Annotated in this window: 11 protein-coding genes; 7 read left to right on the top strand and 4 right to left on the bottom strand. The window is 65.8% G+C overall.

Going from position 1 to position 13,243, the window contains the following annotated elements; translation table 11 throughout:
* Positions 1–68: 68 nt before the first annotated feature.
* The gene (locus B0B14_RS05345; RefSeq protein ID WP_076681292.1) at positions 69–1,271 is read right to left on the bottom strand and encodes a substrate-binding domain-containing protein; all 1,203 of its coding nucleotides are present in this window, start codon (positions 1,269–1,271) and stop codon (positions 69–71) included.
* 651 nt (positions 1,272–1,922) lie between these two features.
* Between B0B14_RS05345 and B0B14_RS05340 the strand changes: the two genes are divergently transcribed.
* Together B0B14_RS05340 and B0B14_RS05335 are read left to right on the top strand one after the other, a co-directional pair.
* Positions 1,923–2,441 carry a hypothetical protein gene (locus tag B0B14_RS05340; protein ID WP_143733641.1) on the top strand — a complete coding sequence of 173 codons (519 nt, stop codon included), beginning with the start codon at positions 1,923–1,925 and terminating at the stop codon, positions 2,439–2,441.
* Between the two features lie 286 nt (positions 2,442–2,727).
* Positions 2,728–3,525, top strand: coding sequence for a hypothetical protein (locus tag B0B14_RS05335; protein WP_076680430.1), 798 nt, complete (start codon positions 2,728–2,730; stop codon positions 3,523–3,525).
* Here B0B14_RS05335 and B0B14_RS05330 read toward each other — a convergent pair.
* Positions 3,482–3,961, bottom strand: coding sequence for a response regulator (locus B0B14_RS05330; RefSeq protein WP_076680429.1), 480 nt, complete (start codon positions 3,959–3,961; stop codon positions 3,482–3,484). The genes B0B14_RS05335 and B0B14_RS05330 overlap by 44 nt on opposite strands.
* Positions 3,962–3,981: 20 nt before the next feature.
* Positions 3,982–5,259 (bottom strand): restriction endonuclease, encoded by a 1,278-nt coding sequence (locus B0B14_RS05325; protein ID WP_143733640.1) that lies wholly within the window; start codon positions 5,257–5,259, stop codon positions 3,982–3,984.
* 290 nt (positions 5,260–5,549) lie between these two features.
* Here B0B14_RS05325 and B0B14_RS16740 point away from each other — a divergent pair, with 290 nt between their 5' ends.
* The 5 genes from B0B14_RS16740 (at position 5,550) to B0B14_RS05300 (ending at position 11,434) form a co-directional block, all read left to right on the top strand.
* The gene (locus tag B0B14_RS16740; RefSeq protein WP_256714269.1) at positions 5,550–5,672 is read left to right on the top strand and encodes a hypothetical protein; all 123 of its coding nucleotides are present in this window, start codon (positions 5,550–5,552) and stop codon (positions 5,670–5,672) included.
* Between the two features lie 697 nt (positions 5,673–6,369).
* Positions 6,370–8,844, top strand: a complete 2,475-nt coding sequence (locus B0B14_RS16490; RefSeq protein WP_179085270.1) for a hypothetical protein — start codon at positions 6,370–6,372, stop codon at positions 8,842–8,844.
* Positions 8,844–10,295: a DNA polymerase gene (locus B0B14_RS05310; protein ID WP_076680425.1), complete on the top strand. Its 1,452-nt coding sequence runs from the start codon at positions 8,844–8,846 to the stop codon at positions 10,293–10,295. The genes B0B14_RS16490 and B0B14_RS05310 overlap by 1 nt, the downstream gene beginning before the upstream one ends.
* Before the next feature lie 110 nt (positions 10,296–10,405).
* Complete coding sequence (locus B0B14_RS05305) at positions 10,406–10,828, top strand: hypothetical protein (protein WP_076680424.1); 423 nt, start codon at positions 10,406–10,408, stop codon at positions 10,826–10,828.
* 18 nt (positions 10,829–10,846) lie between these two features.
* Positions 10,847–11,434, top strand: coding sequence for a hypothetical protein (locus tag B0B14_RS05300; RefSeq protein ID WP_076680423.1), 588 nt, complete (start codon positions 10,847–10,849; stop codon positions 11,432–11,434).
* 500 nt (positions 11,435–11,934) lie between these two features.
* On the opposite strand, the gene B0B14_RS05295 is transcribed toward B0B14_RS05300, so the two are convergent.
* Positions 11,935–12,963 carry a hypothetical protein gene (locus B0B14_RS05295; RefSeq protein ID WP_076680422.1) on the bottom strand — a complete coding sequence of 343 codons (1,029 nt, stop codon included), beginning with the start codon at positions 12,961–12,963 and terminating at the stop codon, positions 11,935–11,937.
* Positions 12,964–13,243 lie beyond the last annotated feature (280 nt).

Raw genomic sequence — 13,243 nt, 5'->3', positions numbered from 1 at the left:
GGCCATCGGTCGGAGAGCGGTGAGAGGGGCGAGGGCGGCGGAATGCGTCGCCCTCGCCCCGCCCGCGACTACTCGGCTTCGGCCGGTGCGACGTCGTCGGCGGACGACGTGGCGACGAGCTCGGGCACGAAGCTCCCGCCGTCGGCGACGAGCTTGACCTGGTACATCTCCTGGATGAGGGCGTGGTCACCGGCACGCACCGTCATGGTGCCCTTGGGCCCGTCGAACTCGAAGCCCTCGAGCGAGGCGACCATCGCGTCGACATCGCCCTTGCCCTCGCCGATGGCGTGCACGATCATGATCGCCGCATTGCAGCCGTCGGGGCTGAAGAGATCGGGGGTGCCGCCGGCGGCCTCGATGCCCTCGATCATCTGCGTGTTGATCTCGTTCTCGTTGGCGCCCGGGAAGTAGTGGTTGAGGAAGCTGATCTTCTCGGATGCCTCGCCGTACGCGCCGAACGTGGCGGCGTCGCCGAGACCCGTGACGACGGGGACCGCGTCGAGCACGCCCTGCTGGCTCATCGCCTGCCACATCGCCCCGGACGTGGCACCCGCCCAGGCGACGAACACCAGGTCGGGCTCCGCCGCGAGCACCTGCTGCGCGAACGGGGTGAACTCCGTGACGTCCTCGGCCACGAGAACGGGCGCGATCGTGGCCCCCTGGGCTCCGAGGATCGCCTCGACGGCGGCGACGTTGCCCTGTCCGAAAGCGGTGTTCTGGGCGAACACGGCGATGGTCTTGCCCTCGATGTCGTCGAGGAAGGTTCCGGCGGTCGCCACGTCCTGAGCAGACTGACGGCCCGAGCGGAACGTGTACTCGTTGATGCCCGTGATGGCGTCCGCGGCTGCGGGGCCCGAGATGTAGAGCACCTGGTTCTGCGCCGCCTGCTCGGCCATCGCGAGCGCGACGCCCGACGACGCCGTGCCGGCCAGGATGTTGACGCCGGCGCCGATGAGCTCCTTCGCGGCGGTGACCGCCTTGTCGGGGTCACCCGCGTCGTCCTTGCGCTCCACGACGATCGTCGTGCCGTTGACCTCGCCCGTGCCGTCGGTGGCGATGTCGAGGCACACGTCGAACGCGTCGATGTACTGCGTGCCGTAGCCCGCGAGCGGGCCCGTCTCGCTCGTGACGATGCCGACCGTGACCTCGGCGGGTCCGGCCTCGCCGCTCTCGGTCGCGGAGGGGGTCGTGGCCTGCGGCGCGCACGCCGCGAGGGCGAGGGCGGCGGTGGCGACCACGGATCCCAGGAGCAACTTCTTCGTAACCCGCATGTGCGTGCCTTTCACCATTGGAAGGTTCGTGATACCCGGAGGGAGGGTGTACCTGAAATGTGATTCAGGTATTCGCAATGTAGGAAACCGCGGGGAGTTCGTCAAGTCGCGCGGGCGATGGGCGGCGTGTCGTTATCGATTCGCGACCCTCGGCGATGCCGCCGGGAATGCAGAACGCCCCCGACCTGGCGAGAGGTCGGAGGCGTTGGTGCACCCCCTGGGACTTGAACCCAGAACCCACTGTTCCCGCGTCGCCTCCCCGTATCGACTCCTTCACCAACCAATACCCGCGTGTTCTCACGGGTATTGGGGACCTCGGGTCGTTGAATCTACGGGGTGATTCGGGGGGTTTCGTGGACAACCGAAGTCCGAGCACCCGGTGATCGGCAGCTGCCGAGGCGCATCCATTCGAGTTTCTCGGCCACTGTCCGAGATTGCCTGGAGCCATTGTTCGCTCCACCTCGCGATCGTTCGACGCCGTCGGCCCTGAACCGTCGATGCTCACTGCCGCGCCATTCAATCCCCTACGAGACGATCCGACGTCGTTCCTCAAAGACGCTCCATCAACGATGTCACTCCTTCGCGCTGGGGCCGCGCATGGAGATGTTGAAGAGCTCGACAGTTAGTCAGCTCACGACCGAAGGCAAAATCATGATTCTCCTCCTCAACTCCTCACCCATCGACCCGAACTCCATCGCTCAGGTTTCGCATGACGGGACGCCCGCGTGGGTTCGCTATCTCGGTGCCTCAAACACGCGCGTGACCAACGACGGCCATCTCGTCCTCGACATCCGCGACGCTCTCGACGAGAGCAAGGGGAAGGCCGCTCTGCGTCAGTGGGCAGCGACCCACCGCTTCTCGCTCGAGGGCCTCGAACTGCGAGACGCGTTCTATTCGCTGTACTTCGCCAGCATCTACCCTGCTCTCGCTGAGCTGCCCTCGGGCTCCCCGCTGCTCCCCGCTGTGGCTGCCACGCTCCAGCGCAGGAAGACCAACTTGGACTTCCGCGTGCGCGTGCACGTCGACTACGCCATCCAGAAGCTGGTGATGGACTTCGATGGGCCGTTCGGCGAGGACACGGATGACGAGTTCTACGCCGCCATCTCTCACCGTCTTGGGGCGACGTACTCACCCGGCAGCGCTCCAACCCCAGCTGAAAACCGCGGCTAGTTGGTTCGAGCCCTCATCTCAATCCAGCTGTGGCCACCTTCCGCGAACATCAAGGGCGATGTTCGACGAGGCGCCACTGCGGAGTGGGAGACGAGGTAAGCGCTGGGAGGAGGAGAGCAAGCGGCACGGCGGCCTCTTGCTCTTCTCCCCGCCGTGGGTCCGACGGTCGCACGGCGCGTCGGCTCCAAATCGGAGAGCTCCCCTGCAGGAAGAAGATCACTTCGGAGAAAGCCGATCCTCGAAGCCGTGTTCGGCTCCACATCTCGCTAGATGCCACACTGTGCATATGCCATCGGTGAAGGACTTCCTCGAGCTCTTCCGCCTCAAGAGCGCGCCGTTTCTCGGACTCATCTTGTCGCTCATCGCGGTCTTCACGGTCTTCGCGCTGTACTTTCATCAGACAGTTTCCACCACGGTCGCCGAGTTTCTTGTCGGACTGGGCCTCCCGGAGAAGCTCATGCGCGAGGCGATGGCGAACGCCCACACCTGGTTGACGACGGAGCCGCGGCTCAAGGTTGGCACGTGGGTCGTCATCGGTCTTGCATCGGTGGTCGTCATCCGATTCCTTCGAGTCACGCACCTCTTTCACCGTGCGTCAGACCGCTACTCGAAGGCCGCGCGCTATGCAGACAGCGCTGTTCTCCCGCGTCAGGCTGGCCGATTCGGCATGGTGGAGAGCGACGAACAGCGGCAGCAGCGCCGCGAGATGGCCGAGGCGAGTCGTGACCGCGCGTGGCGGAGACGAGAGGAGACGGTCTCCGAACTCAACCTCGGCGGCACTCGGCTTCTCGGCCTCGCGTGGCTGTGTGTCGCCTACGCCGTCGAGGTCGGCGGATGGGTATGGACAGGATTGCTCCTAGTCGCCTTCGCGTGGCTTGTCGGCCTCTTCGTCGTCGTGACGCCCGATGGGGACGTCTTCGACCGCAGGCAGACCGTCGGCGAGAAGTTTGTGGACCGCGCGAATCAGTGGTGGCACGCGATTCTTGCCGTTCTCAAGTTGGCATTTATCGCACTCATCCTGCTCCCCGGCTATATCGCCATCACACTGTGGAGTCCCCCGGTGGCGTCGGAGGCTTCGTCATAGAGGCGACCGGCTCCCCCATCGACCGCAGTTTCTTGAGGATCTCTTCGACCTCCGCCGCCGTCACTGTCCGTGCCACAGCCTGCCGGTTTGCCCGCTCCCGCACCCAGTCGCGCACGAACGCACGCAGCTGGTCCGGGCCGCGGGACCATGGCTGACTTCCAAGCACCTGCGCCGCCGTGGCCTCAAGCAGCATAGCCTCGACCTCATCGGACGCAGCGACTTGGGCGGCCATCGTTCGCAGCTCGTGAACGAGTCTGATCTGACTGTCGCGCTGCCAGAGCGGGATCTCCTCGGTCAGGCGGTCGTGTCGGAGGCGGTGCGTGAGCCGAAAGGCCAGGTCGAAACTATTCCATGCCTCCACGGCGCGGTTGCTGATGTCCCGCTTCTGCTGGTCAAGCGCCGCCTGCATGAGGTAGAACCTCTGCCACTGCTCCACAGGTCGCTCCTCTCGAGGGCTCACGCCGGCCAGTCACCGAGCGGCAGCGATGTTGTGTGACCTGCGGACCAGAGCGCCGCGATGTCCGTTCGATCGTTGTTCCGCACGAGCCACGAGTTTGCGTAACTCTGGATGAGTCGGCCGACCTTGAGCTGCGCCCCCCAGTTCTCGACAAGGGCCTGCTCTGCGCCCGCAACCCGAATCCCCGCCTGGACCGTGTCCTCGAAACGGATACCGAAGTCCTCGGGTCCCCACCAACCTTCACGGAGATTGAGTAGCGCGGGGACGTCACTCAATAGTTCGTAGAAGAGGTGCCGAGACCGCAACCATGACTGGTTGTAGGGCGAACGCCGGTCTACCTCGGCCAACGCGGCGATAACGCCCTCGTACCGCACCATCACAGCAGCGCGCCGAAGCAGCACGTTCCGCCAGTCCTGGTCCGTAGGCAGGGGCTTCACCAGCTGCGGAACGAACTCGCTTCCGACGATGTTGCGCGCTGCGGCGTCATCTTCGAGGGCGACCGTGACCGCCGCGTTTAGCAGGGACGTCACGTCGGTCACGCCGGCGAGGTAGAGAGCCCACTGCCGCTCAAGTCCTGCGACGCCCTGACGCATCGCCTGCATCCGCTGAAGCTCAGCCTCCCAGTGGCGCGGGATCTCGGCTTCGGCTGCATCCTGTGCGTCGAGCAGGCCAGAGATGCGTGTTCGTTCTCCCTGCAGCCAGGCGAGCAGCTCCCCCGCGCCCGCGCGTCCGCTCGACTGCAGCGCCTGCTCCAGCGGCATCCACACGTCGTACATCGCTCGGAGGCGCAGCAGGACTGGGAAGTACTCACTCCGCCACTCGACCTGCCATGCGGGAAGCGGCGGATTGACCTTGAGGTGCGCATCCCGTGCCATCTCGCGTTCGCGTTGACGGATTCGCCGGAGCTTGTAGTCGCCTTCGAGCCTCGCATCGAGCTCTGTGGCACGCGCATTGACCGGCGAGACCATGCCGCTCGCGTCGTATCGGAACAACGCGACGTCGTGATCGTCCGCGAACTCGTGTGCCGCGCGCGAGTATCCACTCCGGGCGTAGAACAGGTGCTCTGTGTATCGTGACCCAGCGCCGACGAGTCGCTGGATGTCCGGCCTGCCCACGGCGCCCGAGTAGTGCTTGACCTGCACCGCAACTCGGCCATCCTCGGAGACTACGTCGAGTCCCGCATCGGCACCCGCGTTCGTCTTTCGCGCGTCGAGGTGACCAAGGGCGCGCATGTGCTCTGTCGCCAGGTCCTCGGCATCCTGCCAGCTGAATGTCACAGCCAGAGCGTACTGAAGACCTCCGTCAGTCACGTCCTGCTCGACGGACGGAGGACACTTAGGCCTCGAAGAGCGCGGCAACTTCCGCCGTCGTCCTGCCCTCGCCGCGCAAGCGCGCACGACCTCACGCGTCTGAACTTCGGTGAGCGCCCGCGGCCATCCGCCAAGCCGACCTCGGGCCCTTGCCGGGATCGCGGTTGCGGCACTTCTGTCAAAGGACGACCGGAAATCGGCGGACCCAAGCGCGACGCCGCGTATTGCTCGGCGCCGGTAAGCAAAAGGGGCCGAGGGTGAAGCGACGCCGAGCACGTGAAGGAGGGCAAGCGGCACGGGGGCTCGCGACCCACGACACCGTCGCCTACCTCGCGATCCCGGGGCTGCTGCAATGGCTCGACCGCGTCCACGTGCGGTGACCCGGCGATCGTTACCCTGCTCGGGCTCCTCAATCCGTAAGGGATAGTGCGCCTCATTCCCGTAGCCCCACCTGGGGTTCGAATCGGCCTCGCCTTAGCTAGTTCATATCCCCAGATCCTCCCCGCCCATGTCCAAGACGACGCCCGGTCTGCGCGACAGGAGTATTCACATCCTGGTCGAGCGAATCAGGCGCCTCGTTGTACCGACGGTGCATTTCGCGCGAACGGCGCGCAAGGCGTGGAGAGGTCTTCCGCAGTCGCGAACATCTAGCTGCGGCCTCAGAACCCGCGACATTCCGGGCCTCAGGGCTCTCTCCCGCAGTTACGGGGTCCGATCTGTCCTCGAGAATACTGAGCCACACTCCCGCTCCCGAAGGGAGCGCTATCGCTGAGGCGAGCGGCGGAAACCGACTATCGACTGCGCTGATCGCTCTCAATCCCCGGAAATTCAAAGAACCAGCGCCGCAGTCGCCCTAGCTCCACTGCGCCAGCGAACATCTTCGACCACCACATCTCCTCGGTGGCCACGCAGGTGTTGGGCGCCTCAGTGGCGCAATCGAGGACGTCGCGCATAGAGGCTTCGAACGCACCCGCCGAGATGCTCGGCCGAAAGGGCTTCGCGTTCACCCAGACTGCCCGCATAGGGCATCCGCACAAGGCTCCTGACCGAGCCAGACCTCACATACCTGGAGATGCCGTGGAAACCCCGTTCCCCGATGAACCCAAGGCGCTGAACGCGCCACCGTCCCCTGAACCCGCCGGGCTTCGTCACCCCGGCGAGCCTCCGGCCGAGATGAGCACCGCGGGTGTCTCCAGGCCCGGCGACAACTCTCTCGTCGCGGAGGCATCGAGCGAGGGGCGGGTGGGCGACCCGACCCGCCCCTCGCGCCCGCCGTTCCTCTCCCCGGCACTCGTGGCCGCCGAACTGCGCGAGCAAGGCATCACCGCGGTGCAGGACGAGAACGGAGGGGTCCGCGTATCACTCGACAACGGGCTCGTCGCCCTGCGGCTGCCGACGAGCCGCCCCGACTGGCAGGTGGACGCGTCAGAGGCGACGGGAGTCCGCGACCTTCTCAACCGAATCGAGTGGGTCGAACGTGACGGAGACATGGCGTCGCTGTTCGTCCGTATCGACCGGCCCGAACTTCTCGCCGCCCACGCGACGGTCCGCAACGCCGTCGTTGTGGCCGAACTTGTGGTGGCGGGCACGGTTTCCCTCGGGCACCTCGCACGGGGTTCACGGGGCACCGTCACGCAGCTGACGGAGGCTGAGGCGCTCAGCATCGGCGACCTCCTCGACTGGTCGTCCGAGGAAGCATCCGCTCCTCTCCCCCAAGCCACGGACATCCGCACCCTCGCCACTGACACCGCTCGCGTTCGACTCGCGTACAACCGCGACAACCCCGACGCCGTTCTCCGGGACGGCGTAGTGTTCCGGGCCTTCGACCTCCTCGAGGGCGCTGCGGAGGAAGTCGCTGCGAAACTCGAAGAGGACGGCGATGTTCAGGTGCGACCGCCCCATCTCCGTGCGTCCAGCATCATCAGCGTGCCGCTGGACGACACTGTAGATGCCGTGGTCCGTCGCATCGTCGACATTCTCGTCAGCGCTGTTCAGGAAGCCGACGCGTCACTGCCGCTCGTTCTCGCGGAGCCGGGAACGAAGGGGTCGCCCGCCCGTCTCCTCAGCGTCACCCCATCCGGCGAGGTCGTGCGTTGGGACACCAACTCCGACCTTCACACCCTCGTCCTCCTCGCCGTCCAGCCGATGCGCGGCGAACGATACGAGAGCGGCATTCCCGCCACCCTGCTCGGCCGCATCGCCCTCGAACTACGAGCCGCGGCCCACCAGGTCACGAACATCGTCTTCGAACCCACCATCATCGGCGACGACATCGTCACGACCCCCGGCTACCACCGGCGCGCCAAAGCCGTACTGACCATGCCACACCGCGACCGCCGACGCTGGGCCGTCGAGTACTCTGTCCCCGCCCGACCCTCCATCGAAGAAGCCCAGGCAGCATTCGACCTGCTCGACCTCGAGCTGTGCGACAGCTTCCCCTGGGCAGAGCCACGCGACCGCGCCCGCTACATGGCGGCTCTCCTCACCGGTGCTGCACGCTCCGCCGTCGATGTTAGCCCCGGCTTCGTTGTCGACGCGGACGACATCGGGTCTGGGAAGTCTGCCTCGATGGAGGCGGTGCGGCTGGTCGCACAGGGCAGCATGACCACGGCGGAGTGGACGCTCGGACGCGGCGTAGACGAGGAGTCCAAGAAGTCTCTCGCCAGCGCACTTCTGACGCGGAGCACACGGTTCTTCCATAACGACGAAGTCCGCGGTCCCATCAACAGCCCGGCAGTGGGCAAAATCATCACCGGCGGTGACGACACGGAAACCATCCGTGAACTCGGCGGTAACCGTCTCGTCACGGTCCGCGGAATCATCGTCACCGCGTGCGGCAACAACGTCACGTTCAGCGACGACCACGCACGCCGCTGGTTCCGCATCCGCCTGGAGAAGCCTCTCCTGCAGATGGCCACCGGCGGCAAGTACAGACACCCCAACCTCGAAGCGTACATTCGCGCCAACCGGCCCGCGCTCGTCGCTGCCGCCCACACCCTCGTCCTCCGCGCCATCCAACAGGGACCGGCGTACCAGCTAAAGGGCTACGGATTCCGCCCGTCCTGGTCACAACGTATCCTCGGCGCCCTCACCTGGGTCACATCAGACGGCAAAACGGTGGCCGCCCAGGCCGTCGAGGGATGGGAGAAGGACGTCGCCGGCGCCGACCACCACGCCGAACAGTGGGGAGAACCACTCGCCTACACCTGGCGACACCTGAGCGCGCCCGTCTCCGCGAGCGAGTTCGCTCGCATCACACTCACCTCCAAAGGCGAGCTCGGACTCGACGACGAGCTCATGGCCGCGAGCCGCAGACAGCTCGGCGCACGCTGGTCCCGCGCGCTCAAGAATCTGCGAGGCAAGAAGGTCATCGTCGGCGACCGGGTGTACCGCGTCACCGCCGAAGACGCCAATGGGAGGTGGTTGTTCGACGTCGAAGCGTACGACCTGACTGCGCTGCTCGAGCATCGTCAAGAGCCGCTTACCCGGCCGCCACTGACCGAACCGGAACGCAACCTGTTCAAAGCCGCGATGAGCGGAGGAACCTTCTGATGCGCGAACTCACGCCCGACACCGCACTCGCCTTCACCGAATGGCTGAGTCACGCCCCGCGCCCGCACACCGGCGCCCTCCGAGCGGCGACCCTCGAAATCGAAGGCACCTGGCAAGTGAACCTTCGCACAGACGGCCGACTGCTCCACGACACCTGGCAGGCGCACGGCGACGGTCGGCTGCTCTGGACACACGAGGGAATAGTCGCTGACCTCATCCGACACAGCAAGACGGGCGGATGGGAATGGGTGCGCAGCGCGACCACCGCGTGGCGCATCCTCCACAGCTCGAAGGGCCCCGACGCACCGCCCAGCATCAAGGAAGCCCTGACCGCCGTGCTCCAAGACCAAGGCGCTGCGCGGTTCGCGCTCGACACGACCCGCCTCGAAGCCATCCTCGCCTCATCCACCGCACGTGGCATTCACGTCGACACCGCGACCCTCAACGCGACCAAGTCGGAGATGCTCCACACCCACAAGCTGCTACGCGAGCTCATGGGATTCGACCCCCTCCCTGACGCGAACGACGCCGCCACACTCGCATGGCTCACCAAGCACGGGGTCCACGTCGATGCCACCTCCGGCGACGCCTGGGGACGCCGGACTACGGATAGGTCGGCCCTCGCCTGCGAGGCCGAGGCTGTCTACGAAGAAGCACTCCACCTCCGTCGCCGGCTCCCGAAGGTCTTCGAGCTGAGCCGAGAATTAAGGCGCGGCAAGGTCCACACGAAGCTGACGCCAGCGGCCCAGGTCAGCGGCCGCATCTCGTCAACGGGGCCTGCGCTCAACAATGTGGCGAAGGACCTTCGTCACCTCCTCGTTGCGCGACCGGGACACGTGCTCGTCACCGCAGATTTCGACGGCATCGAACCTCGAGTCCTTGCAGCGCTCAGCGGCGACTCGAAACTCATCGCAGACCTCGAATCGGGCGACCCCTACGCGGACGCCGCCGAACGCGCGGGCTACTGCCGCATCTCCTACCGCAATGCGTTCAAGATCGTAATGATTTCCACGATGTACGGAGCCCAAGCCGGACGCACAGCACGTCAACTCGGCGTTTCGCTCGCCGAAGCGGAGCGCGTACGCAAACTCCTCTGGGCGCCATACCCCTTGGCCAAAGCATGGCTGCAAGCACAAACCGGACTGGGAACGCATCGCCTCGACAGCGGTCGACCGCTCGGAGTCATCGACAGCGAGCACGCGCGGCCCAACCTCATCATCCAAAGCACCGCCTACGACATCTTCCAGGACGCCGCGCTTCGCGTTCATGACCACCTACCGGCTGGGAGCCACATCTGGATGCCGATACATGACGAGGTCGTCATCGAGACACCGACCCAGAACGCGGACGCGGTCCTGAAGGTCCTCGCGTCACAGATGCCCAGCAACGTGCGTGGCGTCCGAATTAGCGCAAAGCCGGTAATGCTCGGCAGCACATGGCGGAAGGCCTGACACTCGCCAGGTGTCGGTCCTCAGCGTCCTGCCACGGTCGTGCCGCATCGCGCTGGAGCATGGATTGTGCCAGTAGGCTTCCGTTCACGGCTCGGGGGAGGAGCGACTGCATGATTCCACAGATTCTGATGGGGGTCGGCGCGGCCGCGCTGGCGGCATGGGGCATCACGGCCGGCGTGAAGTCCGCGAAGGAAGAGAAGAAGCGGCTGGCCATGCCCATCGAGTGGGATCCGCGCTTTCCGCGGGAGGCATTCCAGGACGTCGTCAACCGGACGGCGCAACGACTCCCCCGCGTGTACGCAAGCAATGCTGATGGGCTCATCGTCACCATCCACGTCAAGTCGAACAGCGGTCTCACGAGCTGGAAGGCTGTGGTCGACTTCCACGACTACGGCCGCCTCACCGGCTGGTACCGGATGACCTCCGAGAACGACCAATCCCCCATCCCTCAGGCCATGGCTGATGCCATCGTGGCTGAGGTGCATGCCCGGCTCGGCGAGCCCCTATCCGCCGATTGGACACGACCACTCTAGTTCCGAGATAGTCAGCGCATGAAGGTCTTCCTCGCGCTGCTGGTCGCTGCGGCGGTCATCGCCGGCGGATGGCTTATCAGCCTGCAGCCGTGGGCGGACGAAGCGACCATCATCGGCTACGCAGTCACCGCCATCGTAGGTTCCATCGTCGGCTCCGCATTGACCGGCCTCTGGGCGGCGCTGACTGCACAGCGCGCGCCACGACCGCCGTCGAACGGGGATCGCAGCATGCGCGATGCTGTCGCCTCCCGCAGCCCGGTCATCGTCACGGTCGGTGATACGCCACCTCTGGTCAGCGGAATCTCGCGCGTGCTGGGCGTCGTCGCCGTCCTGCTCGTGTTCGCGACCGTCGGAGCCGTGCTCGGGTCACTCGCGTTCGGGGAGATACCGCTGGACGGCATCACTGGGCAGCAAGGGACGCCAGACACTGTCAGCGGCGCACTTGGGGCCGCCTTCGGCATGATCCTGTGGGCTTTTCTGCTGTCTGGGCTCGGAGGGTGGGCGATCTCCGCCCTCACGGACGACGACGATGGCGGACTGGTAATCGGATGGATTGGGTGCGGCGTCGCCGCGTTCGTCGGCTTCTTCCTTCCGCTGCTCACCTGATGGCGCTCGCCTGGTATCGCTTGATGTGTCGGAGCTCCTCACACGATGCAAGTGACGGCGAGTCCAGCGCTCGGCCACGATTCACATCGAGGTGCATGTGTTCGCCTACTGGCGCCTAGGGCAAACCTGGAAGACACGCCAGCCGGCCTAGTTGACGAGGAGAACGTCACGCTCGCGAAATGAGCTTGTCCTTTAGCGAGGTGGCCTGTTCGGCAGTGAGTGACCCGTCCGCTTCCATCTGCGTGATGCGTTCGAGCTGCGACACGATGTGGTGAATATGAACCCGACCTCTGTGCGCGAGCTCTCAGGACAGGTGCCACCGATCCTGAAGTGCCCCGATCCACTCTCTGCCTGCTGCACGTGGAACGCACATCTATTCATCCGCTCATCGAGCCCGCGCCGACTGGGCCTACGTGGGCTCCGGGTACTACCCATCCGGTCAGGTCCATGGCGACCGGCTGGCGTGCGGAGAATCTCGAACCAGCCGGTGACCGCGGACGTCAGAAGGCTACGTCCTGTGCCCAGGTGAGCGGCGGCCAGGGTGCGCCTAGGCGCTGCTCGATTGCCGCCGTCAAGTGCGCCTTCTCCGTGAATGGCCCGTCGAACGCGACGGTCAAGCAAAGAACTGCGAGGTGACCGTCGAGGCAGACGCGGAAGTCCAATTCGGTTGCCTGCCCGGAGTACACCGCCTCGATGTCGGGGACCATCGGCGAGTCCTTCGATACCTCTCGGACGGCCTCGTGGACCGAGTGGTAGCACAGGACCTTCACCGCCACCTCCAGGTCGATTCCGTCGAGCGAGAAGTTCCGCCGGTCTGCCCACTCCATGAGCGCCGCGATGGCGGGGGCATCGTCCACGAGGTCGTTGAGGTCCAGAACGATATCCTCCCGCTCCGTGATGCGGGTCGACGGGTCGCCGTAGACGCGAGACCACGCACCGCTGGCGCTCGCCTCTGCTCGCCCGGTGCCCTCGTCGGTCGCCGCCCCCCGCGGCCCTTCGGCCGAACCCGAAGCCCCGCCGCCGGGTTGCAACAGGCGCACCGGCTTTCCCTCATCACCGAGCAGGCCGCGCCGCCAGGAGATGGCCTTGTAGTAGTCCTCCCGGTCCGGCTCGAACGGGCCGTCAAAGTCCGCGACCAGCTTCTTAATGATGTAGTCACCGTTCACGAGGACGCGGAAGTCGAGGCCGGTGTCCTCGCCTGCGTAGGTGGCTGAGACGGCGGGCATCAGGGGTGAGTCATTGGTCACTTCGGCGAGCGCCTTGTACAAGGTTGCGAAGTACAGGGAGAAGACCGCGGTCCTCAGGTCGATGCCCTCGAGCGAGAAGCTGCGTGCCGCTGCCCACAGGACGAGCGCGTCAGCACCTGCATCGTTTTGCGTGGAGTCGCGGATGTCGATGACGAGGTCCCCGTCTTCGGTGACGCGCGTCCCGGGCTCGCCGAAGAACCGGACCCAGGCGGGCGTTCCTTCCGTCGAGACCTGGGCGATGGAGTCGCTGTGCATGGCGCCGGAACTGCTGAGAATCATCATGTTGAGAGTTGCCTCCTGTCTTGGGGGGCGACTGGCCGTCGGCCCCTCCTTGCACCTCTATGCGCGGTGTGCGCGGACGTCGTGCGACATGGGTTGAGCACTCCCCGGCTCCCGCACGTGCCGTCTCCGAGCGCAGGGTGGGGCAAGATCACCCGCTGGACGCCGGCGCCGTCCGCACCTGCGCGCCTCTAGCCCGACGAAATGCGCCTCCTGGTGTGCGTGGCCAGTGCCCACGACAGCCTGAACGAGTTCGAGAATGCAATTAACCGACGCGTTCTCA

The sequence above is a fragment of the Microbacterium sp. RU33B genome (assembly GCF_900155915.1).
GTDB lineage: Bacteria > Actinomycetota > Actinomycetes > Actinomycetales > Microbacteriaceae > Microbacterium.
The sequence above is the reverse complement of the archived record's forward strand: the minus strand, read 5'-3'. Positions and strand labels throughout refer to the sequence as shown.